The organism is Suttonella sp. R2A3 (assembly GCF_021513215.1).
In the GTDB taxonomy this organism is placed as follows: Bacteria; Pseudomonadota; Gammaproteobacteria; order Cardiobacteriales; family Cardiobacteriaceae; genus JAHUUI01.
Genome location: NZ_CP090975.1, coordinates 419,325 through 441,220, shown reverse-complemented (window position 1 = coordinate 441,220; position 21,896 = coordinate 419,325). Strand labels below are relative to the sequence as shown.

At 48.9% G+C, this 21,896-nt stretch carries 26 protein-coding genes and 1 tRNA gene; 16 read left to right on the top strand and 11 right to left on the bottom strand.

From position 1 onward, the window contains the following. Positions 1–37 precede the first annotated feature (37 nt). On the bottom strand, positions 38–280 hold the full coding sequence (locus L0B52_RS02175; RefSeq protein ID WP_235064902.1) for a DUF2798 domain-containing protein: 243 nt from the start codon (positions 278–280) through the stop codon (positions 38–40). A 9-nt stretch (positions 281–289) separates the two neighbouring features. Then, on the bottom strand, positions 290–1,285 hold the full coding sequence (locus L0B52_RS02170; protein WP_235064901.1) for an aldo/keto reductase: 996 nt from the start codon (positions 1,283–1,285) through the stop codon (positions 290–292). A gap of 111 nt (positions 1,286–1,396) precedes the next feature. Between L0B52_RS02170 and L0B52_RS02165 the strand changes: the two genes are divergently transcribed. Continuing rightward, a complete protein-coding gene (locus L0B52_RS02165; protein ID WP_235064900.1) occupies positions 1,397–2,284 on the top strand; it encodes a LysR family transcriptional regulator in 888 nt (295 codons plus the stop codon). A gap of 43 nt (positions 2,285–2,327) precedes the next feature. Here L0B52_RS02165 and L0B52_RS02160 read toward each other — a convergent pair whose 3' ends face one another. The 6 genes from L0B52_RS02160 to nagZ are packed head-to-tail and all read right to left on the bottom strand — an operon-like array spanning position 2,328 to position 5,307. Further along, positions 2,328–2,591: a hypothetical protein gene (locus L0B52_RS02160; RefSeq protein ID WP_235064899.1), complete on the bottom strand. Its 264-nt coding sequence runs from the start codon at positions 2,589–2,591 to the stop codon at positions 2,328–2,330. Positions 2,592–2,594: 3 nt separating this feature from the next. Continuing rightward, on the bottom strand, positions 2,595–2,975 hold the full coding sequence (locus L0B52_RS02155; protein ID WP_235064898.1) for a hypothetical protein: 381 nt from the start codon (positions 2,973–2,975) through the stop codon (positions 2,595–2,597). Then, complete coding sequence (locus L0B52_RS02150; protein ID WP_235064897.1) at positions 2,969–3,262, bottom strand: hypothetical protein; 294 nt, start codon at positions 3,260–3,262, stop codon at positions 2,969–2,971. The genes L0B52_RS02155 and L0B52_RS02150 overlap by 7 nt, the downstream gene beginning before the upstream one ends. A gap of 46 nt (positions 3,263–3,308) precedes the next feature. Next, complete coding sequence (locus tag L0B52_RS02145; protein ID WP_235064896.1) at positions 3,309–3,881, bottom strand: hypoxanthine-guanine phosphoribosyltransferase; 573 nt, start codon at positions 3,879–3,881, stop codon at positions 3,309–3,311. Between the two features lie 33 nt (positions 3,882–3,914). Then, positions 3,915–4,283: a peroxiredoxin gene (locus L0B52_RS02140; RefSeq protein ID WP_235064895.1), complete on the bottom strand. Its 369-nt coding sequence runs from the start codon at positions 4,281–4,283 to the stop codon at positions 3,915–3,917. Further along, positions 4,276–5,307 (bottom strand): beta-N-acetylhexosaminidase, encoded by a 1,032-nt coding sequence (nagZ, locus tag L0B52_RS02135; RefSeq protein WP_235064894.1) that lies wholly within the window; start codon positions 5,305–5,307, stop codon positions 4,276–4,278. Before nagZ ends, L0B52_RS02140 begins: the two co-directional genes overlap by 8 nt. An 89-nt stretch (positions 5,308–5,396) precedes the next feature. Between nagZ and L0B52_RS02130 the strand changes: the two genes are divergently transcribed. The 10 genes from L0B52_RS02130 (at position 5,397) to L0B52_RS02080 (ending at position 12,842) form a co-directional block, all read left to right on the top strand. After that, the gene (locus L0B52_RS02130; RefSeq protein WP_235064893.1) at positions 5,397–5,669 is read left to right on the top strand and encodes an oxidative damage protection protein; all 273 of its coding nucleotides are present in this window, start codon (positions 5,397–5,399) and stop codon (positions 5,667–5,669) included. Positions 5,670–5,812: 143 nt separating this feature from the next. Then, positions 5,813–5,888, top strand: a tRNA-Phe gene (locus tag L0B52_RS02125). 36 nt (positions 5,889–5,924) lie between these two features. After that, complete coding sequence (rpmB, locus tag L0B52_RS02120; RefSeq protein WP_235064892.1) at positions 5,925–6,161, top strand: 50S ribosomal protein L28; 237 nt, start codon at positions 5,925–5,927, stop codon at positions 6,159–6,161. 10 nt (positions 6,162–6,171) lie between these two features. Then, on the top strand, positions 6,172–6,342 hold the full coding sequence (gene rpmG / locus L0B52_RS02115; protein ID WP_235064891.1) for a 50S ribosomal protein L33: 171 nt from the start codon (positions 6,172–6,174) through the stop codon (positions 6,340–6,342). A gap of 60 nt (positions 6,343–6,402) precedes the next feature. Beyond that, a complete protein-coding gene (locus L0B52_RS02110) occupies positions 6,403–7,212 on the top strand; it encodes an ABC transporter ATP-binding protein (RefSeq protein WP_235064890.1) in 810 nt (269 codons plus the stop codon). Continuing rightward, the gene (locus L0B52_RS02105; protein WP_235064889.1) at positions 7,199–7,936 is read left to right on the top strand and encodes a hypothetical protein; all 738 of its coding nucleotides are present in this window, start codon (positions 7,199–7,201) and stop codon (positions 7,934–7,936) included. The genes L0B52_RS02110 and L0B52_RS02105 overlap by 14 nt, the downstream gene beginning before the upstream one ends. A gap of 276 nt (positions 7,937–8,212) precedes the next feature. Continuing rightward, positions 8,213–8,941: a protease SohB gene (gene sohB / locus L0B52_RS02095; protein ID WP_235064887.1), complete on the top strand. Its 729-nt coding sequence runs from the start codon at positions 8,213–8,215 to the stop codon at positions 8,939–8,941. Between the two features lie 83 nt (positions 8,942–9,024). Next, positions 9,025–10,485 carry an aminoacyl-histidine dipeptidase gene (locus L0B52_RS02090; protein ID WP_235064886.1) on the top strand — a complete coding sequence of 487 codons (1,461 nt, stop codon included), beginning with the start codon at positions 9,025–9,027 and terminating at the stop codon, positions 10,483–10,485. Positions 10,486–10,586: 101 nt separating this feature from the next. Then, positions 10,587–11,996: an aldehyde dehydrogenase family protein gene (locus L0B52_RS02085; RefSeq protein WP_235064885.1), complete on the top strand. Its 1,410-nt coding sequence runs from the start codon at positions 10,587–10,589 to the stop codon at positions 11,994–11,996. 9 nt (positions 11,997–12,005) lie between these two features. After that, the gene (locus tag L0B52_RS02080; protein WP_235064884.1) at positions 12,006–12,842 is read left to right on the top strand and encodes an SDR family NAD(P)-dependent oxidoreductase; all 837 of its coding nucleotides are present in this window, start codon (positions 12,006–12,008) and stop codon (positions 12,840–12,842) included. Positions 12,843–12,857: 15 nt separating this feature from the next. Here L0B52_RS02080 and L0B52_RS02075 read toward each other — a convergent pair whose 3' ends face one another. From L0B52_RS02075 to clpS, 3 genes are read right to left on the bottom strand one after another with little or no spacing between them, the layout of a single operon-like run. Beyond that, a complete protein-coding gene (locus L0B52_RS02075; protein ID WP_235064883.1) occupies positions 12,858–13,607 on the bottom strand; it encodes an SDR family NAD(P)-dependent oxidoreductase in 750 nt (249 codons plus the stop codon). Between the two features lie 49 nt (positions 13,608–13,656). Then, a complete protein-coding gene (gene clpA, locus L0B52_RS02070) occupies positions 13,657–15,972 on the bottom strand; it encodes an ATP-dependent Clp protease ATP-binding subunit ClpA (RefSeq protein WP_235064882.1) in 2,316 nt (771 codons plus the stop codon). Between the two features lie 12 nt (positions 15,973–15,984). Further along, entirely contained in the window at positions 15,985–16,299 is a 315-nt protein-coding gene (gene clpS, locus L0B52_RS02065; protein WP_235064881.1) for an ATP-dependent Clp protease adapter ClpS, read from the bottom strand. A gap of 94 nt (positions 16,300–16,393) precedes the next feature. Here clpS and L0B52_RS02060 point away from each other — a divergent pair, with 94 nt between their 5' ends. Genes L0B52_RS02060 through ribF form a run of 5 tightly spaced genes read left to right on the top strand, consistent with a single transcriptional unit; the run spans position 16,394 to position 21,887 of the window. Then, complete coding sequence (locus L0B52_RS02060) at positions 16,394–18,169, top strand: M61 family metallopeptidase (protein WP_235064880.1); 1,776 nt, start codon at positions 16,394–16,396, stop codon at positions 18,167–18,169. Between the two features lie 26 nt (positions 18,170–18,195). After that, positions 18,196–19,227, top strand: a complete 1,032-nt coding sequence (pyrC, locus tag L0B52_RS02055) for a dihydroorotase (RefSeq protein WP_235064879.1) — start codon at positions 18,196–18,198, stop codon at positions 19,225–19,227. Beyond that, positions 19,224–20,510, top strand: coding sequence for a phosphatase PAP2/dual specificity phosphatase family protein (locus tag L0B52_RS02050; RefSeq protein ID WP_235064878.1), 1,287 nt, complete (start codon positions 19,224–19,226; stop codon positions 20,508–20,510). The genes pyrC and L0B52_RS02050 overlap by 4 nt, the downstream gene beginning before the upstream one ends. Continuing rightward, positions 20,503–20,898, top strand: a complete 396-nt coding sequence (locus tag L0B52_RS02045; protein WP_235064877.1) for a hypothetical protein — start codon at positions 20,503–20,505, stop codon at positions 20,896–20,898. The genes L0B52_RS02050 and L0B52_RS02045 overlap by 8 nt, the downstream gene beginning before the upstream one ends. Positions 20,899–20,948: 50 nt before the next feature. Further along, a complete protein-coding gene (gene ribF, locus L0B52_RS02040) occupies positions 20,949–21,887 on the top strand; it encodes a riboflavin biosynthesis protein RibF (RefSeq protein WP_235064876.1) in 939 nt (312 codons plus the stop codon). The last annotated feature ends 9 nt before the right edge of the window (positions 21,888–21,896 follow it).

Genomic DNA, 21,896 nt, shown 5'->3' with positions numbered 1-21,896 from the left:
ATCAATCTAATGCATATTGATTTTGTTGCATGAATGTTCAGCGACATGGCGATGACTTGTTTTCGTACGCCAATAGCCGCAGAGTGAGTTTTTGTACCATTGGTGCCAGCAACAACACGCCGATAAACGCTGCAGGAAAGGCCATCAGCCATGCTTTGAACCAAAGATTTATAAATTGCTCAGTAAAGCCGAGGTTAATCCATGTGACGTAAAAAGTCATGAATAACGATAAGAATATGCTCATGATGGCGGTATTGACGATGCGAAATTTGAAAGACATGGTGTGCTCCTATTGCTCGATACCGGACCAACCCGCGTCGGGGTAACGTTTTCCGGTGATGCTGTCTGTGTGAAAAAGTTTATCTAGGCGGGCGATTTGCGAGGGTGTCAAGATGACGTCGGCGGCTGCGCTATTTTCAATTAAATAGTGTTCGCGACGCGTACCGGCGATTGGAATCACGTGTGCGTATTTGTTGAGCATCCACGCGAGACAAAGCTGGGCATTGCTAAGTTGCCAAGTGTTGGCAAGTTGGCTTAATGTATCGACTAATGTCTGGTTGTGGACGGCGGCTTGACCATGAAAGCGCGGCAGTATTCGACGAAAGTCATTATCTGTGAGTGTGCTGGTGTCGACTTTTCCGGTTAAAAACGCGCGTCCTAAAGGGCTATAGGCAACAAATTGAATGCCCAGTTCTGCGCAAACAGGGATAATTTCTGTTTCCACTTCGCGTGTCCATAATGAATATTCGCTTTGCACGGCGCTAAGCGGATGGATGGCGTGTGCACGGCGAATGGTTTTGGCATTGACTTCTGAAAGACCAATGCCACGAATTTTTCCGGTATCGAGGAGATGCCCAAGCGCATGCATCATTTCTTCAAGCGGTGTGTCAGGGTTGCGGCGGTGGCAGTAATAAACATCAATATAATCGGTTTGCAACCGCTTTAGTGATGCATCGCAGGCGTATCGAATGTAGTCGGGAGAATTGTCGATATAGCGTTCATATTGTCCCGGCTGGCGAACAATGCCGAATTTCGTGGCAATAACGAGTTGTTCACGAAGTTGGTGGTTTGTGTCGCGGGTTTTTAGCCACTCGCCAAGCAACGCTTCGTTGTGTCCAAAACCATAAGTATCGGCGCTATCCCAGAAATTCACGCCCAGCTCGTAAGCTTTGTCGAGGAGCGCTAAGGACGCCTGGTCATCACTGTCACCATAAAACTCACTCATGCCCATACACCCCAGACCAATGGGAAAAATGGGGGTGTTGGCTAATGATTTTTGTTGCATGGTTTGCTCGCCTTTATCCAGGAGTTGAGAGTAGTATAAACAAACCAATTTTGCATAAAAATAGCAGGAATAAGCATATAATGTGCAAATTTACACAGTAAGAGCGTCGTAATGAACTGGAATGATGTACGTTATTTTATTTGTCTGGTCAATGAACAAACATTGTCAGCGGCGGCCGAGAAGCTTGATGTGCAGCATACCACTGTTGCCAGACGTGTCGCGGCGCTTGAAGAAGCGCTTAATGTACGATTATTCGACCGCATGGGTAAACGTTATACCTTGACCCAGGAAGGGCAGATACTTTATGGACAAGCCTGCGACATCGAAAACAGCATGCATACGTTACACCGCATGGCCATAAAGCAAACAGTGATGCAAGGCGTGGTGACATTATCAGCGCCACCTGTGCTCGTCAATGAAATTTTAGCACCTAAATTGTCAGATTTTTATAAGCAATACCCTGATATTTATTTGAATATTCAAGGTGAAGTGCGCCATAGTAATTTGTATCACAGAGAGTCTGATATTGCGTTGCGCCTTAATCGTCCCAGCGAACAGGATTTGGTCATCCGTAAATTAGGTGACATCGATTACCATTTTTATGCACATAAAGATTATTGGCAGCGCTGCCAAAATGGGTTTTGTGCTTGGCGTTGGGTGGCATTTCAGGCCAATACACGTTTGCAGAGTTGGTTTGAGCAGATTAAACAGCGGCGTGACGGAAATGTCGTATTTTCGACTAATGATTTCTATCTGGCTAAAAATGCTATTAAGAATCAGTTGGGTATGGGTATTTTACCGGCGTTTTTGGCTTGCGACGACACGCAATTGGTTGCTGTTAATCCAATAAAAGGGGATTTGCTCGTCGCAAATCCTAATCAAGACAGCGATATATTTCGTCGCTTCGCACTCTATTTGGTAATGCACGAAGACCTCAGGCACACGCCACGGATTCGCGCCGTGGCAGATTGGCTGATTTCTGCATTTGCTCGTGTTTGAGGCGTTTTGTGAAGAATTTGCCTGTCCAGACAGCATCTATCGATTATCCGTAATGGATACTGTCAGGCAAAAGCATACCGGCAAAACCGAGGGCGAGGAAGAGGCTGCCGCTGCACAGCATGATGAAGGCGTGCCAGTGTTGTCGCCGATAAGCGATGATGGGGGCGAGTGGTAGGATGATGCTGATTAACCCGTCTAGCCAGTGGCGGGTAAAAAACGATGAAAAAACGATGATTAACCAGCCTGCGGTGAGTGCGCCAACGCCAAGCAGGCTGAGTAAGACGCATAGGGCATTGAGTGTTTGCATGGATTAAGGAAGTAGTCTGCGATGGCCGATACCTTGAAAGCCGAAGCGATCGGCGTCTTCGGCAGTACGTGTACAAGGCCGCTCTACAATTGCGGATTGCCCGTTAATAAGCGCGCTTTCACGTAGATAGCAAGGGGCGAACTCGTTGGTATACACATCAAGCGTGGGGCGTAAGCGGATGATGCGCGGTTGTGGGTCGATAATCTGCACTCGACCATCAGCAAATAGAGCAATGGCGGCTTGTTTGCTGATGTTGGCGTGATCGCGCCAGGCACCATCGCTAATCGCTGCTTGTGCGTTATGCGGGGTAGTGCTTTGACAAGCACTCAGTAAGAAACCCAGTAGTATGAGTGCAAGATAACGGTATTTGCGACTAACTAACATGGCGTAATCCCCGGGATGATGGTTTTGCGTTGTATCAAAGGTCCTTGGTTCTTTGGCGCTTGCTGACAGGGTTGGCGCGTTGGCACGATGATGACATTAACCGGCTGCGGTGGTGGCACTGCTTCGATAGTCAGTGCGCCACGGCCATCTTGATCGATCCGCCCTTTGATGACGGGCGCAACCTGTTCACGATCATGCCATTGCGCTTGATGGGTTTGGGTAATCTGTTCACCACGATAATTGAGCGTCGTGGTGTTTTGATACTCGTGGTAGCTAGATTGTTGCACGCAGCCGCTGAGCGTCCATAAAACGCTTAAGCTTGCGAGCGCTAAGCTACAGCGATGGCTCTTTGTCTTCTTTGAGCGCATAGATGCCCGGTAAATGACGGAGATAACCATGATAATCCATGCCGCAGCCGTAAATATAGCGATCAACGACCTCGCGACCAATAAAATCCGCTTTAAAGTTAGGAACTTTGCGGTCATGGTTTTTATTCAGCAGTACACAGCAATTCAGCGTAGCTGGTGATTCCTGGCTTAATTCATCAACAATCGCTTTCAGTGTGTAGCCTTCATCGAAAATATCATCAATCAGCAGTACATGTTCGCCGCGTAAATCGATATTTGGGCGCATTTTCCATTGCAGGTCATCGGTGCCTTGGTTATCACGGTAACGCGTGGCGTGGATGTACTCCATGCGGTGAAAGAAAAACAGTTTGGTCAGTAGCTGGCCGGCAGGAATAAGTCCCCCGTTCATCACCACCATCACAATAGGATTGAGTCCGGCGTAATGCAGGTTCAGCTGGGCAGCAAGTTTGTCGTAGGCGGCGTTGACTTCTGCTGTGGTAATCAGGCATTCAGAGTTGCGTAGAACGTTTTCGAGTTCTTGGTTGCTTAGTTGGCTCATGGTCTTCTTTATATTGGGTTAATTTATAAGGGGTTAATAGGTTAGGGTGGTGACATTGCTGTTCATGATTTCGCCAACGATATAGCCACCACTGACCACCTCGCTGACTTCGGCAATCAAATTATCGCCCCATTTTTGTACCACAAATTTACTGACTTTAATCTGCACGCCGCTTTGGTAGGCTTCTTTTAATAAATCATAAACCGTTTCATCGGTTTTACGTGGCGATTCGATGGCCTCAGCGACACCACGAATGGCGATTTCGCCCGCACGACCAGCGAGAATGATTTCCGCTTCATAGTCCATTGAGGCGGCAATGGTAGCATGATAAATCGGCTCAACCATTTCGCTTTGATTTTCCGGGTTGCTGTTGAGTATGACGACGACAAGTTTTTCAGCCATCAGATCGCTCCTGGTGAGAAAAAAGGGTTAAATAGTGGGTGTTAAAAAGTGCTTTAGCATGATTGTAGCGTTGTAGCGCATCGTTTGAGGGTTGGAATCGGTGACGCAGCGCTGCTATCCGGGTTTGTGAATGTTTTGCCTGTGGTTGGTCGTAGTTGGCAGCTAGCGCTGCATCGATTGCCACAAAATTGTTACAGATTAACGTCAAATCAGCACCAGCAGTCAGCGCTTTTTGTACTTTCGCTGGTCCGTCACCAATGATATCGGCACCGGCCATATCTAAATCATCGCTGATAATTGCACCATCAAAGCCATAATCACGCAGGCGTTGTAACATGAGCGACGAAAATCCCGCTGGCAAGCCGTCACTTTCCGGATAGACGATATGCGCAGGCATCAGCGCTTCGATACCATCGTGGATTTGGGTGAGAAACGGCGCTAAATCGGCCTCACGCTCACATTCTGAGCGTGTGTCATGAGGGAGCACATGATGTGAATCGCCACAGACGCGGCCATGTCCAGGATAGTGTTTACCAACCGCGACCATACCCATATCGGCAAGCCCTTTACGCAGCGCACTGGCGAGGATGCTGACTTCGGCAGGATGTGCTGAAAGGGCACGTTCACCAATTACGCTCGATGCGCTGTCTTGTAAATCGAGTACCGGAGTGAAGCTAAAATCAATATCGAGCGAGGCGAGCTCGTAAGCGATAATCACCCCGCAAGCGTGGGCGAGCTGTAGCGCCAAGACTGGACGTTCGCTAAATATTTTGCCGAATGTGGCCATTGCAGGAATGCGGGTAAAGCCATCCATGAACCGTTGTACGCGGCCACCTTCATGATCCACACATACTAAGGCATCAGGTTTGCATGCGCGAATATCTTCAATAAGCGTGCGCAGTTGATCATAAGAGGAAAAATTACGCGTGAATAAAATGGCGCCGGCACAGTTTGTTGCGCGCAGACGGCGTTGGTCTGCAGCGCATAATGTCTGTTCTTCGATGCCAATAATGATTGCCGACATAAACAGGGTTTATCACAAAAAGGCAATTTTACCAGAGCAGGGCGCTATTTGGTATGCTGTATACCAGCATTTAGTGATGAGGAGCTTTTATGAAGGTTTTTTGCCAAAAACTTCAACGTGAAGGAGAAGCGTTAACACGTAAACCGATGCCAGGTGAGCTTGGTGAGCGGATTGTCAATCATATCTCGCAAGAAGCATGGAGTATGTGGCTTGAACAGCAAACGATGTTAATTAATGAGCATCATTTATCTTCCTTCGAGCCTGAGGCTCAGGCTTTTTTGCGTGAGCAAATGCAGGCATTTTTGTTTAATGACGAAGCGGTTGCGCCTAAGGCTTATGTTCCTGGCTCATCTGAAGCATAAAATACGTTCACTATTTGATGTGTAAAGTATTTAACAGGCACTATAAGTGTGCCGGAAGTGTGCCGAATTAAGGGAAAAAGTAAAAAAGTTATGGAAAGAGTTGACGCAGGGCGCAAAATGCTGTTTAATGCGCAGCCTTCCGGGGCCAAGTAGCTCAGTTGGTAGAGCAGCGGATTGAAAATCCGCGTGTCGGTGGTTCGATTCCGCCCTTGGCCACCATTGTATGGTTTTTAATTTAATATAAGAGGTACGGCTATGGCCCGCATTTGCCAGGTGACCGGTAAAAAGCCGATGGTCGGTAATACCGTTTCCCACGCGAACAACAAATCTAAGCGCCGTTTTCTGCCGAACATCCAAGAGCATCGCTTTTGGGTTCAGAGCGAGAACCGGTTTGTGAAACTAAAAGTATCCACCCACGGGATGCGCATTATCGATAAAAAAGGTATTGATGCCGTTTTGAGCGATATCCGTGCACGTGGCGATAAGGTGTAAGGAGTAAGCGATGGCTAAGAAAAACGTTCGCGAGAAAATTCGTTTGGTTTCTTCTGAAGGAACTGGGCATTTTTACACCACGACCAAAAATAAGCGCAACATGCCTGAGAAAATGGAGATCAAGAAATTTGATCCTGTTGTCCGTAAGCATGTGATCTATAAAGAAGCGAAGATTAAGTAATTTAATCACACATTGCGCTAAAAACCCGCTAATATGCGGGTTTTTTTACGCATCTTTTTTATGACCCTAATCCAAGCCAACGCGATTAGCTATCGCCACCACGCAAAGTGCATTCTTGATGATTGTTCGCTTAGCGTAGGTGCGCAAGAGATCGTTGCCTTGGTAGGTGAGAATGGGTCAGGAAAAACAACGCTGCTTCAATTGCTTGCTGGTATGAAAACGCCACAAAAAGGCACAATTGATTATCGCGACGGTGTTGCTGAGCATTTAGCTATGATGCCGGATAAAGCCCCCATCTATCCTGATTGGAGCGTCTATGAAGCGTTGTGTCGCCTGCAAAATACGTATCGACAAGATAGTGTACACCTTGATGAAATCATTGAGCTCTGCGCCTTAGAGAAGGTACTTAATCAGCGTGGTTGTGCATTGTCTCATGGTTATCGCCAACGCTTAGCGCTGGCACAAGTGTTGCTGACTAGTCCGCAAGTGTTACTGCTTGATGAGCCCAGTAATGGTTTGGATGTAGCGCAACGTCAAGCGATGAAGGTTTTGTTTAAACAGATCGCACAAACGAGCGCTATTGTCTTAGTGAGTCATGATTTAGGCGAAGTGGCGGCACTTGCTGACCGTGTGTATGTGCTTAGAGAAGGCCGCTGTTTGGCGCTCGATTTACCAGAGCCGCGACATGATTTACAGTGGTTGGCGTTTAAGAATCGACATATAGCAGAGCAAATTCCTGATGCTGTGGTGCGTGATGGGCGATTTATTGGGTTATCCGCCGAGCAATCGATGTTGCCTGAAGGTGTGTTGAGTGTGAGCCAAGACTATCCGGCTGAAGCGCTACAGGAGAAAATCGATGCGCTTTCGTGACGTGTTTGCCAAAGAGTGGCGCTTGCTGTGCGGCGGCGCTTTTTATGTGAGTCTCCTACTGATGTGGCTGGGTTTGACGATTTATCTCCTCGCTGCTTTTGAAGCCTATCAAGACCTGGCACCCAAGCTTGCACAACTGAATAATCAACGTGGTGCTACCGAGCTATTGCTCGGTCAGGGCAGTCGTGTGGTGGTGTGGTTGATTATCATCTTTAGTCTTTATTTTGCCGCGCGGTGCTTAGGAATAGAGCGAGAGTGGCGTACTGACCAATTATGGCGATTCAATCAAGGACGCTGGCGCGTCATTTGGGCAAAGTTGCTGGTCTTATTGATTGGCAGCATGTTGGTAGCGTTGCCATTTTGGTTGTTTGTTGGCGCACTCACGCCAGGAACCGATTGGGATAACGGTTTGTTATGGGCTATGGTGCTTGCTCAAGGGTTAGTGATCATTTATGCCTTGTTACTTGGCCTGATGGTTTCAGCAAAACTACCGCCGTTAGTAGCCTCACTCTGTTTGGCACTTATCTGGCTGCTATTGTGGCTTATGCCGATTTTGTTGAGTTCACCGGATTGGCTGGTGGCGATTACGCGCTGGCTATCACCGTTTGAACATATTGAGTTATTACATCAAGGGATTCTCAGCATGCAAACGGTGTTTTTTTTGCTGCTGCATATTTTGTGTTTTACGACGCTTTTGTCATTATTTTTAACTGAGGAATCATAAGTTTATGAGCGCTTTTTTCTACGAGTATGGATTGTTTTTTGCCAAGATCGCAACATTCGTCCTCGCATTAGTCATTATCATCGGCGTGGCAGCGGCCGCGCGCAAACATAAAAATGACGATGATAAGCTGCACATTCGTTCGTTGAATGAATCGTTTGCCGCTCAGCGTGAACAACTCAAAACGGTCTTGCTCGATAAAAAAGCATTAAAAGCACACCATAAAGCGGAAAAAAAGCTGAAAAGAACCGTCAAGAACAACAAGCCGAGAAGCCGAATATGTATATTCTCGATTTTGATGGCGATATCGAGGCGAGCGCGGTGGTTAGTTTACGCGAACAGATTAGTGCGGTACTGCAAGTGGCGGGTAGCAATGATCATGTCATGCTTCGCTTAGAAAGCGCTGGTGGTTTGGTACACGCTTACGGCCTTGCAGCCTCGCAATTGGCACGCCTGCGCGCACAATCGGTACGCTTAGTGATTTGTGTCGATAAGGTTGCTGCAAGTGGCGGTTATATGATGGCGTGTGTGGCGGATGAATTACTCGCTGCACCTTTTGCGATTATGGGTTCGGTAGGGGTAATCGGTGCGCTGCCAAACTTCCATGATTTACTGGAAAAAAATGCGATTCATTACGAACAACACACCGCTGGCAAGCACAAACGTAGCCTGACGATGTTTGCTGAGAATACTGATGAGGATCGCGCACAATTTAAGCACGAACTGGCGATGACCCACGATCTGTTTAAAGACCATATTCGTGCCGCACGCCCACAATTAGATGTGGATAGTATTGCCACCGGCGAAACCTGGTATGGCACACAGGCGGTTGAAAATGGCTTGATTGATGGTGTGCGTACCAGCGACGATTACATTTTGGCGCACTTGGATAGCCATAACCTATTACTGATTGAGGACGAAGTGCATGAAAGCTTGTTCGATAAGCTGAAATCGCGCTTTCTCGGTAAAGCGATGGTACAAGGACCATTTAAAGCGCATATTCAATAGATTTGCCAAGCGGTAATCGCCTCATCTTGTACCTGCAAGGTGCTGGCGATACCATAGCCCAATCGATTATTTAAGGACGTTCTATGACCATTAAAGACCTTCAACCGCAGCTATTGTGGGGCTATTTTCATGCCTTAACGCAAATTCCGCGGCCGTCGTATCATGAAGAGGCCGTGCGCCAGTACGTGCTCGACGAAGCGGCGCGTCTCGGTTTGTTTGCAGAGATAGATGAAGTAGGCAATGTATTGGTGCGTAAACCAGCAACCGCTGGTAAGGAATATTCTCCTGGGGTTATCTTACAATCACATTTGGATATGGTGGCGCAAAAAAATAATGACAGCGATCATGATTTCCAGCGTGATCCGATCCGCACACAGGTCGATGGCGACTGGTTGCGCGCACAAGGCACAACGCTCGGTGCGGATAACGGCATTGGTGCAGCTGCGGCATTGGCTGTATTAGCTGATAAAAACCTCGTCCATGGTCCGATTGAAGCGCTTTTTACGGCGACAGAAGAATGCGGGATGGATGGTGCGAAAGGGTTGCGCGAAGGATGGCTGCAAGGCGATATTCTGTTGAACCTTGATTCTGAAGAAGAAGGAGAGCTCTATATTGGCTGCGCGGGTGGGGTTGATGCTGAAATTACCTTGCCGCTAACCCGTGAAAATAATACTCAGACACACGCGTATCATCTGACGATCAGTGGCTTATCCGGTGGTCACTCAGGGCTGAACATTATCGATCAACGTGGTAATGCGACTATTATCCTTATGCGGGTGATTGATGAACTGGTAGAGCATTATGAGATCAAGCTTGCCAGCGCTGAAGGCGGTAATATGCGTAATGCGATTCCTCGTGAGGCAGAGGCGGTACTGTGTGGCGAGATCGATGAATCAACCCTGCAGGCACACATTGAGGCGATTAATAAGGCGTTACGTGCTGAGTTACCGAAAGAAGATCAAAAGCTTGCGATTGGCTTGAAGAAGGCTGAACGTCCGGCAACCGTTCTCGAGCAAAGCTCGCTGCAACGCTTGATTGCCGGTGTGTTAGGTTGCCCAAATGGTGTGGTGCGCATGGATCTTGCGATGTCAAACTTGGTAGAAACCTCGAGCAATTTAGCCATTATTCGCGTCGGCGAAGACCAAGCCAGCCTGCAAGCGCTGATCCGCTCATCGCATGAAGATGCAAAAGCAGATTTGGCACGCCGTTTCTCAATCCTGGCTGCTGCTTTAGAGGGTAGTGCAACATTTGAAGGCGATTATCCAGGCTGGCAACCGGATCCTGAGGCAGCCATTGTGCAAACGATGCTCAAAACCGGAGAGGCTTTGTTCGGGAAAACCCCACAACTTAAAGCCATCCATGCGGGATTAGAGTGTGGCATTTTGGGTGAACATTACCCCGATTGGCAGATGATCTCTTTTGGCCCAACCATCACCGGCGCGCATTCACCCGATGAACAGGTGCATATCCCTTCGGTGGTGACGTTTTGGCAATGGCTGTCCGCATCATTGAGCAGCATCGCAGATCAAGATAGTGCAGCATAATTTCCACTAGCAACACGCTGAATTCACGCTTATGCTTTGGTATTAAATGCGCTATATTGAGTGCATAAACCGCTCATTGAGCGTGATTAAGAGGGTTGGCTATGTTTAAACATACACTCACGCAAACTGAGATTGAAGATACGCTTGCGAAGCTGCGTGGATTTTATCAAAGTGGGCAGAGTAAACCGCTTGCTTGGCGACTTGAACAACTCAAAGCACTCGCGCGAATGCTTGATGAGCAGGAAGCGGCATTTACCGAAGCATTAAAGCAAGATTTAGGCAAGGCGGCGTGCGAAAGCGCGTTAACCGAAATTGGTTTTGTCGCCAGCGAAATCCGCTACACCTTAAAGCATTTAAAAAAATGGTTGAAACCAAAGCGCGTGCGCATACCGTTGTCGTTGCAACCAGCCAGTGGGCGCTTGATCTATGAGCCTTTGGGCACAGTGTTAATCATCGCACCGTGGAATTATCCGCTGATGTTATTACTCTCACCATTAGTTGGCGCACTAGCCGCGGGTAATACTGCGTTACTTAAACCCAGTGAACATGCGCCGAATGTCGCGCGTCTGTGTGCCGAATTATTACCGAAATACCTCGATCAACGCGCGATAGCGGTGATCATCACTGATGGTGCCGGTAGTGCAAAATTATTAGAAGCGCGCTTTGATCATATTTTCTACACCGGTGGTGCAGCAGTCGCACAAAAGGTGATGGCCGCGGCTGCCCGTCACCTGACACCAGTCACTCTTGAACTCGGCGGTAAATCGCCGCTATGGATCGATGGTAGCGTTCATTTAGAGAATGCGGCCTACCGTATTGCTTGGGCGAAATGGCTTAACGCTGGGCAAACCTGTGTCGCCCCGGATTATATTTTAACCACTGAAGCAATGGCTGAGCCCTTGATTGCTGCGCTCAAAAAAGCTGTGGTGCAGATCTATAGCGAGCACGTTCGTGAGAGTGCGGATTATGGGCGGATTATTCATGAGCAACATCTAGAGCGTCTAAAAGGGTTATTAACAGACGTTGACCCACAACAGGTTGTGTTGGGCGGTGAGATCGATGCCGAGACGCGTTATATCGCGCCAACGATTGTTGATCGCGTATTAAATGATGCGCAGTTGATGCAAGAAGAAATCTTTGGCCCGATATTACCGATTGTGCGCGTAGCTGATGTTGATGAAGCGATTGCGTTTATTAATGCTCGTGAGAAACCGTTAGCGCTCTATGTGTTTAGCGACGATGAAATAATACGCACAAAATATAGAGAACAAACAAGCTCAGGGGCGCTTTGTTTTAATATCGCTGTTGCGCATCTAAGTGCGCCAGAATTGCCATTTGGCGGCGTGGGGCAAAGCGGCTTTGGTCGTTATATGGGGCGCTACTCATTAGAGACCTTTAGTCACCAAAAGCCGATCATGAGTAAACCGCTATGGCTAGAGACGATGCGATGGATTGCACCACCGTATAATCGACTGACCCAATGGGTTATTAAACATATCGTTAATCGCTAGGAGTGGACTATGGGATATGGCGTTTCAGGAAAAAATGTGCTGATTACCGGCGCTGCTATGGGCATGGGGCGGCTTTATGCACTCAGAGCAGCAAGAGAAGGTGCCACAACGCTCCATTTATGGGACCAAGATGTTGCTGGTATGCAAGAAACCGCAGATCTTGTTCGTGAAGCGTCTAACACGCCTATCGAGGTGATCACTACTGAGGTCGATTTAAGTGATAGCGCAGTAATTGACCAACAGTTAACCACGCTGCTTGAGCGTGGGGCGGCCGGTGAGATTGATGTGTTGATTAATAATGCCGGCGTGGTGTCCGGTAATGCGTATTTCTGGCAAGATGAAAAACCACCTGAATGGTGTATGCAAATCAATACGCTTGCGCCAATGCAAATCACACGCGCTCTATTGCCACAAATGATAGAGCGTAAGTCGCAAGAGATGCGGATTTTAAATATTGCCTCCGCTGCGGCTACGGTATCAAATCCACGTATGGCGGTCTATTGTGCGTCAAAATGGGCGATGTTAGGTTGGGGTGATTCGCTACGTTTGGAGCTGATCAACGCCGGCCACGAGCACATTAAACTAACCACATTTTGCCCGAGTTATATCAGCACTGGTATGTTTGCAGGTGCGAAAAAGATGTTCCTCACCCCGATATTAACCCCAGAACAAGCAGTAAATGCCGCTTGGCAGGCTATGCTGGATGGCAAAGCAGTTCGTTATTTGCCGTGGTCGGTGCGTTTAGCGATGATCATTAAGGCACTGTTGCCTCAGCCGTGGTGGGACTGGACGGCAAAACATATCCTCAAAGTGACCTCATCGATGGACGAGTTTCGCGGGCACTAAAGCAGTAGCTGCCAACTAGCTTTCCCTGCTGACACTGAGTGGCGCAAATGCCTGACACGTTGGCATGATTTCGATGGTGTTGACGTTCATATGCGCCGGTGTACTGGCAATCCAGGCAACGGTTTCGGCGATATCTTCAGGGGTGAGCGCAGATGTGCCTTGATAAACGGCTTGTGCTTTCGCATCATCACCATGAAAGCGCACGTTGGAAAACTCACTGCCACCAGCCAAGCCTGGCTCGATATTACTTACGCGCACGCCGCTACCGGCTAAATCAGCGCGTAAATTGAGACTAAATTGGTGGACAAACGCTTTGGTAGCGCCATAGACATTACCGCCTGGATACGGGTAAGTGCCGGCGATCGAGCCGATATTAATCACCAGTCCACTACCACGAGAAACCATCTGCGGTAGGATAGCGCGTGTAAGAACCACCAGGCCTTTGATATTGGTGTCGATCATCGTTAGCCAATCATCGAGTTGCGCTTCATGCGCTGGCTCTAATCCTAACGCTAAACCGGCATTATTCACCAATACATCAATGGCTTGCCAATCTTCAGGTAAGCGTTCACTCAACTGCGTTAGCGCTTGTTGATCACAAACATCGAGCGGGAGTGGGTATACGGCTTCGCCGAGTTCTTGCGCGAGGGCATGTAACCTATCCTCACGTCTGGCGGCAGCAATCACCTGATGGCCATCGCTGACCAAGCGTCTGGTGATTGCTTCGCCAAATCCGGAACTAGCCCCTGTGACCAAAAAACGCATGACGGTCTCCTTATAGATTTATTGAGCGAAGGTAACGGTCGTGCTGATTTTAGCTCATGGTGTTGGTTGCATCATCAGCAGCTTCATCACCATTGACTTCAGGTAGTGTGTTAGGGCTGGTTTTGAGCACGGGTTTATCATCTTCGATCAGCACATCAACATGCCCACCATGTTCAGCAAGTTCACCAAAGAGCAGCATTTCTGCTAAAGGCTGTTTGATGTGTTGCTGAATGAGGCGGTTCATCGGTCGGGCACCCATTTTCGCGTCATAACCTTTATCGGCCAACCAATCTTTGGCTTGAGGAGACAACGTTAAGGTGACATGTTTTTCCTCAAGCTGGTGTTCGAGATCAATAATGAATTTATCCACCACATGGGTTATTGTGGTGCCCGAGAGTGGCGCAAAGCGGATGATCGCGTCAAGCCGGTTACGGAACTCCGGACTGAAATGGCGTTTAATCGCGGCTTCAGATTGCGCATTCGCGGCATCTTTAGAGCTTGCTTGGGCAAAGCCGATACGGTTTTTATCCATTTCAAAAGCGCCGACGTTACTGGTCAGGACAATAATCAATTGCCGACAATTCACTTCACGCCCATTGGCATCAGTAATTTTCCCGTGATCCATGATTTGCAGCAGCAGGTTCATGATGTCGGGGTGCGCTTTCTCGATTTCATCGAGCAACAGCACAGCATGCGGATTTTTCAAAATCTGTTCAGTCAGCAGGCCAGCTTGTTCATAACCGACATAGCCCGGTGGTGCGCCAATTAAGCGCGATACGGTATGCGCTTCCATATATTCCGACATATCAAAGCGTAATAACTTAATCCCGAGCACATGTGAGAGTTGACGACAAACTTCAGTTTTACCAACCCCTGTTGGCCCGGTAAAGAGGAATGAGCCGATCGGTTTTTCTGCCTCTCGCAAGCCTGCGCGCGCCAATTTGATCGCTGAGGCAAGGTTATCAATCGCCTCATCTTGGCCGAAGACCACGGTTTTTAGATCGCGCGCTAAGGTGCGTAACAGGTTGCGGTCATCCTGGTTGACGCTTTTCTCAGGGATGCGCGCCATAGAAGCGACTAGCTGCTCAATCATTAGCGCATCAATATACTCCTTACGCTCATCCGGCGGTACAATACGCGAGCGCGCGCCGGCTTCATCGATTAAGTCGATCGCTTTATCGGGCAAGCGACGTTCATTAAGATAGCGGTTCGATAGCTTAACCGCAGCATCAAGCGCCTCATCTAAATACGTGATGTCGTGATATTCTTCATAGCGCGATTTCAAGCCGCGCAAAATAGCAATCGCATCATCGATACTCGGCTCTGTAATATCAATTTTCTGAAAACGGCGCGCCAAGGCATGGTCTTTTTCAAAAATCTGGCGGAACTCCTGATCGGTGGTCGCGCCAATACAACGTAACTCACCATTAGCGAGCGCTGGTTTGATCAGGTTTGAAGCATCCATGGTACTGCCAGACGTGGCACCAGCGCCGATAATGGTATGGATTTCGTCAATGAATAAAATCGCGTTATCGATTTTGCTGAGTTCATCGAGTAGCGCCTTGATGCGGTTTTCAAAATCGCCACGGTATTTGGTGCCCGCGAGTAGCGAGCCGATATCCAGGCTATAAATAACCGCATCTTCGAGCACTTCCGGCACGTCACCATCGACAATCGCTTTCGCAAGCCCCTCAGCAATCGCGGTTTTACCAACCCCTGCTTCACCAACCAGAATCGGGTTGTTCTTGCGGCGTCGACACAGGCTTTGTATGGTGCGCTCAATCTCTTTATCACGTCCAATGAGCGGGTCAATTCGGCCTTCTTTGGCTTTATGGTTTAAGTTGCTCGCGTATTCTGCTAATGCGCTTTTCTTTTCCGGTAGACTCTCAGCCTTTTCTGATGAGGATTCTTGCTCGGCTTGTTCTGCTTGGGTGGCAGGGCGGCCGTGAGCAATGTAGGTCAGTAAGTCCAAACGGCTGATGTCTTGTTTTTTCAAGAAAAAAGCGGCATAGGAATCACGCTCAGACATAATCGCCACCAACACATTCAAGCAGCTGACTTCTGTTTTACCGGCATTTCGGGCATGCAAAACAGCACGCTGGATCATGCGCTGGAAGGTGGTGGTTGGTTGTGTGCTGCGACTTTCATCATCGACATCAAGCTTAGGCGTATGTTCGTTGATATAGCGATTGATGTCTTCACGGAGCTTCACAAGGTCGCCACCAAAGCTTAGAACCGCATCAGTGACGCTGGTTTCATCTAACAGCGCGAGCAATAAATGTTCTAAAGTTAAAAATTCGTGATGCGCACTTTGCGCGCTGCGAAAGGCGCGATCAATGGCTTGTTCTAGTGCGGTAGATAACATCTTCTTCTCCAATCAATGCGGCTGCATGACACACAGCAGGGGGTATTCATGCGCACGGGCGTGGTCAACAACTTGTTTGACGCGCATCTCGGCAATTTCACGACTGTAGATCGCACAAACCGCTGATCCTTGTTCATGGATGGTAAACATAAGTAATTCAGCTTCGCTATAGCTTTTACGAAAAAACTGCATCAATACATCAATGACAAAATCCATTGTGGTGTAGTCATCGTTGAGCAGCATCACTTCATAAAGCTGCGGTTCTTCAAGTTGTGGATCGCTGATCTCGGCGTCCACTTCCTGGGCAAAGTTGGGCTGTTCGCTCATGGTTCGTTTCCAAGGAATATAGTTCTATTATGGCGACTGATTGGGGGTTTGCAAGGGCAATGCTAGAATAGTTTCCTTTTTATTTAGACAGATTATGATTCAATACAACGTTCGCACAAGTCAAGGTGGACACCGTTATCACATCCGCCAAACGATCTCGCAGTGTGCTGGTCAAGCGCTAACCCTGTATTTGCCGATTTGGATTCCCGGTAGCTACACCCGCCGCGATTTTGCCAAACATATTCGCGATATGCGTATCACAGCGGATGATCACGTACTGAATTGGCAGTTGCTCGACCCGTCCACTTGGCAGGTTGATGTGCCTGATGGCTGTGACGAACTGGTGTTGGAATACAGCGTGTATGCACGCGATATCTCAGTACGAGGGTGTTATTCAGATGATGAACGTGGTTTGTTTAACCCCTGCTGTGCGTGTCTTGCGGTAGAAGGGCAAGAAAATAAAGCGCATCGCTTACAGCTGAGCTTTGATGAACAGCGCACAGGTTGGTCTCTGTATGGAGCGGATTTGGTAGATCAAGCGCTGAGCTTCACTGACTACGACGCACTGATCGACACACCGCTGATCCTTGGTGCACATCTTGATTGTGCGCGCTTTGAGGTACATGGTAAAACCCACGAATTGATTGTTAGTGGCGCAGCTATGGCGACCGATACTGCCCGTCTGGTTAACGATGTGCGTCAGATTTGTGCTGCCGCACAGGAAGTTTTTGGCGACTGGCCGGCTCAAGTGGGTACCTATCGTTTTATGCTCCATGTGACCGATAATGTGTACGGTGGTCTAGAGCATCGCAGCAGCACGCTGCTGATGGCGCCACGGCGGTTATTACCGCGTAAAGATTACCCCATTGATGACCATTACCTGCGTTTATTAGGCCTGTGTTCACATGAATATTTCCATACCTGGAATATTAAAGACCTAAAGCCGCACGATTATCAACCCTATGATCTGCGCCACGAGCAACCCAGTGAGATGCTGTGGTTATTTGAAGGTTTTACCGCCTTTTTTGATAACTGGCTGTTAGTGCGCAGTGGGGTGATCAGTGCGCAGCAGTATTGGCGATTGCTCGCGGGTGACATTAGCAATCATCTGCGTCGCCGCGGGCGACATAAACAAACGCTGGCGCATTCAAGCTTTGAAGCGTGGACAAAGCTCTATAACGGTGGTGAGGATGCGATTAATAGCAGCACCAACTATTACGTTCATGGTGCACTTTTTGCGCTCTGTTTGGATGTCTTTTTACGAAAAAATACTCATGACCAATGGCATTTGCCGCGAGTGATGCGTAACTTATGGCAAGACTACCAAGCGAGCGGTAAAGGATTAACCGAAGCGCACTTTAGCGCCTTTGTGCGCGAGCAATTACCAGCAGACGCTCATGAAGCATTTAACGAGTTTATGTACGACGGGCTGCACACAACCAAACCTTTGCCATTAGAAGAAACGCTCAGCGCACTCGCGATGTGCTTGCATTACCGTCTTGCCAAACATAAAGACGAGCCGATAAAGGTCGATCCTGGTTTTCGCTGGCAAAAGGTTAATGGCGCGTGGCGAGTGAGTGCACTCGATGAAGCGAGCGTTGCTGCCGCTGCTGGGGTTGCGGTGGATGATGTTCTGGTTGCAGTCAATCAGTTACAGGTGAGCAGTGAGGTATTGCGTGATGAGCTACAGCTTGCACCAGAAAACAGCCGTGTTGATGTACACGTTTTTCGCGATGGTGTGCTAAAACGGAAAACCTTTAGCCTGCAAGCTGCCGAACTCGATGAAGCGCATGTTGAGCCAGATTCTCATGCCAGCGCCGCTGCAAAATTGCGCCTCAGACAATGGCTTAATCTCAGCTTAGACGTATAATCAGCATAAAGCTATAAGGAAACACCGTGAGCAAACTAACGATCCCCACTCCTGATGATTTTCATATCCACCTGCGCGATGGAGCTGCGCTGGCTCGGACGGTTGCTGATGCGGCAAGCCAGTGTGCGCGTGCGCTGGTGATGCCTAATTTAACTCCGGCACTCGATAGTGTGGCAGCCGTTGAGGGGTATCGTGAGCGAATTATTGCCCATATTCCAGAAGGCACAACTTTTACGCCATTGATGAGCCTTTATCTCAGCGACGGGTTAACCCCACAAACGGTTATTGAAGCGAAAGCTGCAGGGGTGGTGGCCGTTAAATGGTATCCACGTGGGGCGACGACGAATTCAGCGCAAGGTGTGGCCGAGGTAAGCGCAATTTATCCGCTGCTTGAAGCGCTTGAGGCTGAAGATATGCTACTGCTCATCCATGGTGAGGTGACCGATCCTGAGATCGATATTTTTGATCGTGAAGCGCGTTTTATCGATGAGGTGCTGTGTGATTTACGTGTGCGCTTTCCACGGCTGCGTATGGTACTTGAGCATATCACCACTAAACGAGGCGTGGAATTTGTCCGTAGTCAAGCGAAAAACACTGCAGCGACCATCACACCACAGCATTTATTGTTTAACCGCAATGCGCTGTTGGTCGGTGGCATTAAACCGCATTATTACTGCTTGCCGATCTTAAAAACCGAAGCCGATCGTGCGGCGTTAGTTGAAGCTGCGACCAGCGGTGATCCACGGTTTTTCCTTGGTACAGACAGTGCACCGCACGCACAGAGTGCAAAAGAAAACGCCTGTGGTTGTGCCGGTTGCTATAGCGCGCACGCCAGTTTGGCTTTATATGCAGCCGTGTTTGATCAAGCTGGGGCACTCGATAAGCTGGGCAATTTTGCCGCGCGCTTTGGTGCGGATTTTTACCGTCTGCCGTATAACCCTGGCACGGTTACACTTGAGCGCGTTGAACAGCGCTTTCCAGAAACGCTGCCTTATGGCGATACCACGATTGTGCCGTTTTTAGCCGGTGAGCGTTGGCCTTGGCGCTTGCTTGCATGAAGACAGGAGATCAGCGGCTAACTAAATTCGTTGCATTAGGCGCACTTATCGCTGTTGGCGTGATTTTTTATAGCAGCTATGGTGGGGCGAATTGGTTGGCCGGGCAACGTGACTCGGTGCCAGAGATTGCTTTTGCGTGGGAACGCTCGATTCCTTTTTGGCCGTGGACGATTGTCCCTTATTGGACGCTCAATCTGTTTTATGCTGCCGCTTTTTTTCTCTGTCGCACAAAAAAAGCCTTATGGCGTTATGTGCAGCAGCTTCTGCTTGCACAAACGATTGCGGTGCTGTGTTTTATACTTTGGCCGCTGCAATTCAGTTGGTCGAAGCCTGCCTCTGACGGCCTTTCTGCTTGGTTGTTTCAAGCGCTAGGGGCGTTTGATCAGCCGTATAATCAAGCACCATCGCTGCATATTATGCTCTCAATCATCGTGGGCTATTTTTATTGGCTGCGTTTTCCGGCTTGGCGTACTGCAATTGTTGGCTGGTTTAGTTTAATTGCTGTATCGGTACTCACCACTTGGCAGCACCATTTTATCGACATTCCAACCGGCGTGTTAGCGGCTGCTGTCGTGTTATGGTTGCTGCCAACCAATCAACCGTCGCCTGTGTGTCGTATGGCGAAGCGTCTTCATCCGCGCTGCAGCCTCGCCTACGCTCTGCTGACCGCAGTGGCTGTTTTATTGATGTTCTTTGCTGGCAGCTGGTTATGGACAGGCTGGATTGCTGCTGCGTGTGTATTCCTGGTGCTTGCTTACGCCGGCCTTGGCGCACAAGCTTTTCAAAAGCAAAGCAATGGACGCCATAGTATGCCGGTAACCCTGTTATTGGCGCCGTATTATCTGGCGTGCCGTGCGAATATCGCTTTTTGGTTGCGCGGTAAACCGCGGGTGGTGCGCGTTACAGATCGGGTACAACTAGGCAGTATTGTTGCAGCCAAACATAACCAAGCGATGCTCGATGTGTGCGCGGAATATCCTTTGTGGAATACGCCAACGCATTATCAGAGCGTGCCGATGTTGGATTTAGTGTCGCCAAAGGTCGAGGATTTGCGCCGGGCTGCTGATGGGTTGGAAGATCTGTTAGGCACGCAATCAGGGCCTGTATTGGTGGCGTGTGCGCTAGGCTATGGTCGTAGTGCGGCTGTAGTACTGACTTGGCTGGTTCGTTATGGTAATGCAGACACTCTGACTGAGGCGAAAGCGTTGCTTTTAGCGGCGCAGCCGCATATCGTAATATCTGAGACCACCCAACGAGCGATTGAGGAGGCGATTAATGACTGATAATGAGCGGGCTTTAGCAACGCTAACGGCGGCAAGCTTGCGTGCTTACCGTACGCTGTGGGCGTTAAATATCGTCGTGGTGATACTGGGATGGATTAATTTTGGGTTTTATATCGGCCTCGTGTTGCTGTTCATTCTCTTGGTTCAAGGCTATTTTGTGCTGCGTATTACGATTGATGAGCGATTGTTTGACCGCCTTGGTTCTGGTGCGCTCACCTTGGAAGCCTTGGATGAAGCGCTAGAAAGTCTATACGCTAGAAAAACGGGAGCCCGGAGTATGGCTGAGCGCTGTCAAGCGGCCCAACGCTTAGGACGCTGGACATTGATATTAAGTGTGCTACAGATTGTTTGTTTATTCTTAACCATATCCTATAGATTACTTCTATAGCATCATGATCTTTCCCGCTATATAATGCGCGGTTTGCTTTTTCATTGATCATGTTGCATATTCATCGGCGCTATCCACGCCTCACGTTACCCTCAGCCCCGGCGCTGGCAATCGGGAACTTTGACGGCGTTCACCTCGGTCACCAGGCGGTGATTGCGGCATTGCATGCGCGCGCTGAAACGTTGGGCTTAACCCCGATGCTGATGAGTTTCTTCCCACACCCACGTGCAGTGATCAACAAAAAAGAGCCGCCTCTGATTACGCCATTGCGTGATCGTGCACACTGGCTGGCGCATTATGGGGTCACGCACTGGACGTTGCGCTCATTTACCCAAGCACTGCGTCAATCATCACCTGAAGACTTTGTGCAAGAGTATTTGTTGGCGGATCTCGGGGTGAAGCATTTATTGGTTGGCGATGATTTTCGCTTTGGTTATCGTGGACGCGGCGATTTTGCGCTACTCCAAGCGATGGCTGATAAAGGTGGCTATACGGTTGAAAGCATGGATAGTGTCTGCACGACCGATGGTGAACGTATCTCGAGTTCAGCGATTCGTGAAGCCGTTGATCGGCATAACTTAACCCGCGCACGTGCCTTATTAGGGCACGGATTGACCTATACTGGACGGGTGCGCCATGGCGCGAAACGTGGGCGTTCGATGAATACACCAACCGCGAATATACATGTGCCGAATGCGTGGTGTTTACCCGATGGCGTGTATGTGGTAAAAATACAGGTTTTGTCTGCAGCACAAAGTGTGTGGGGGGTGGCAAACCTTGGTGTCGCGCCCACTTTTGCAGGCCAGCAGCGCAAATTGGAAGTTCATGCTTTTTCACCACTTGGTGAGGTATATGGCGCGTTGCTGCGGGTAGAGATGGTTGAATTTTTACGCGAAGAACGTTGCTTTGCCGACAGCACCACGTTGCAAGCACAAATTAAACAAGATATCGCGCACGCGCAAGCGTTGATTGCGCAGTATCAACATTAACGGAAATTA

Bases quoted from the DNA above. Each gene is read 5' to 3' on its own strand.
- L0B52_RS02175 (WP_235064902.1), bottom strand. From the start codon at position 280: ATGTCTTTCAAATTTCGCATCGTCAATACCGCCATCATGAGCATATTC.
- L0B52_RS02170 (WP_235064901.1), bottom strand. From the start codon at position 1,285: ATGCAACAAAAATCATTAGCCAACACCCCCATTTTTCCCATTGGTCTG.
- L0B52_RS02165 (WP_235064900.1), top strand. From the start codon at position 1,397: ATGAACTGGAATGATGTACGTTATTTTATTTGTCTGGTCAATGAACAA.
- L0B52_RS02160 (WP_235064899.1), bottom strand. From the start codon at position 2,591: ATGCAAACACTCAATGCCCTATGCGTCTTACTCAGCCTGCTTGGCGTT.
- L0B52_RS02155 (WP_235064898.1), bottom strand. From the start codon at position 2,975: ATGTTAGTTAGTCGCAAATACCGTTATCTTGCACTCATACTACTGGGT.
- L0B52_RS02145 (WP_235064896.1), bottom strand. From the start codon at position 3,881: ATGAGCCAACTAAGCAACCAAGAACTCGAAAACGTTCTACGCAACTCT.
- L0B52_RS02140 (WP_235064895.1), bottom strand. From the start codon at position 4,283: ATGGCTGAAAAACTTGTCGTCGTCATACTCAACAGCAACCCGGAAAAT.
- nagZ (WP_235064894.1), bottom strand. From the start codon at position 5,307: ATGTCGGCAATCATTATTGGCATCGAAGAACAGACATTATGCGCTGCA.
- L0B52_RS02130 (WP_235064893.1), top strand. From the start codon at position 5,397: ATGAAGGTTTTTTGCCAAAAACTTCAACGTGAAGGAGAAGCGTTAACA.
- rpmB (WP_235064892.1), top strand. From the start codon at position 5,925: ATGGCCCGCATTTGCCAGGTGACCGGTAAAAAGCCGATGGTCGGTAAT.
- rpmG (WP_235064891.1), top strand. From the start codon at position 6,172: ATGGCTAAGAAAAACGTTCGCGAGAAAATTCGTTTGGTTTCTTCTGAA.
- L0B52_RS02110 (WP_235064890.1), top strand. From the start codon at position 6,403: ATGACCCTAATCCAAGCCAACGCGATTAGCTATCGCCACCACGCAAAG.
- L0B52_RS02105 (WP_235064889.1), top strand. From the start codon at position 7,199: ATGCGCTTTCGTGACGTGTTTGCCAAAGAGTGGCGCTTGCTGTGCGGC.
- sohB (WP_235064887.1), top strand. From the start codon at position 8,213: ATGTATATTCTCGATTTTGATGGCGATATCGAGGCGAGCGCGGTGGTT.
- L0B52_RS02090 (WP_235064886.1), top strand. From the start codon at position 9,025: ATGACCATTAAAGACCTTCAACCGCAGCTATTGTGGGGCTATTTTCAT.
- L0B52_RS02085 (WP_235064885.1), top strand. From the start codon at position 10,587: ATGTTTAAACATACACTCACGCAAACTGAGATTGAAGATACGCTTGCG.
- L0B52_RS02080 (WP_235064884.1), top strand. From the start codon at position 12,006: ATGGGATATGGCGTTTCAGGAAAAAATGTGCTGATTACCGGCGCTGCT.
- L0B52_RS02075 (WP_235064883.1), bottom strand. From the start codon at position 13,607: ATGCGTTTTTTGGTCACAGGGGCTAGTTCCGGATTTGGCGAAGCAATC.
- clpA (WP_235064882.1), bottom strand. From the start codon at position 15,972: ATGTTATCTACCGCACTAGAACAAGCCATTGATCGCGCCTTTCGCAGC.
- clpS (WP_235064881.1), bottom strand. From the start codon at position 16,299: ATGAGCGAACAGCCCAACTTTGCCCAGGAAGTGGACGCCGAGATCAGC.
- L0B52_RS02060 (WP_235064880.1), top strand. From the start codon at position 16,394: ATGATTCAATACAACGTTCGCACAAGTCAAGGTGGACACCGTTATCAC.
- L0B52_RS02050 (WP_235064878.1), top strand. From the start codon at position 19,224: ATGAAGACAGGAGATCAGCGGCTAACTAAATTCGTTGCATTAGGCGCA.
- L0B52_RS02045 (WP_235064877.1), top strand. From the start codon at position 20,503: ATGACTGATAATGAGCGGGCTTTAGCAACGCTAACGGCGGCAAGCTTG.
- ribF (WP_235064876.1), top strand. From the start codon at position 20,949: ATGTTGCATATTCATCGGCGCTATCCACGCCTCACGTTACCCTCAGCC.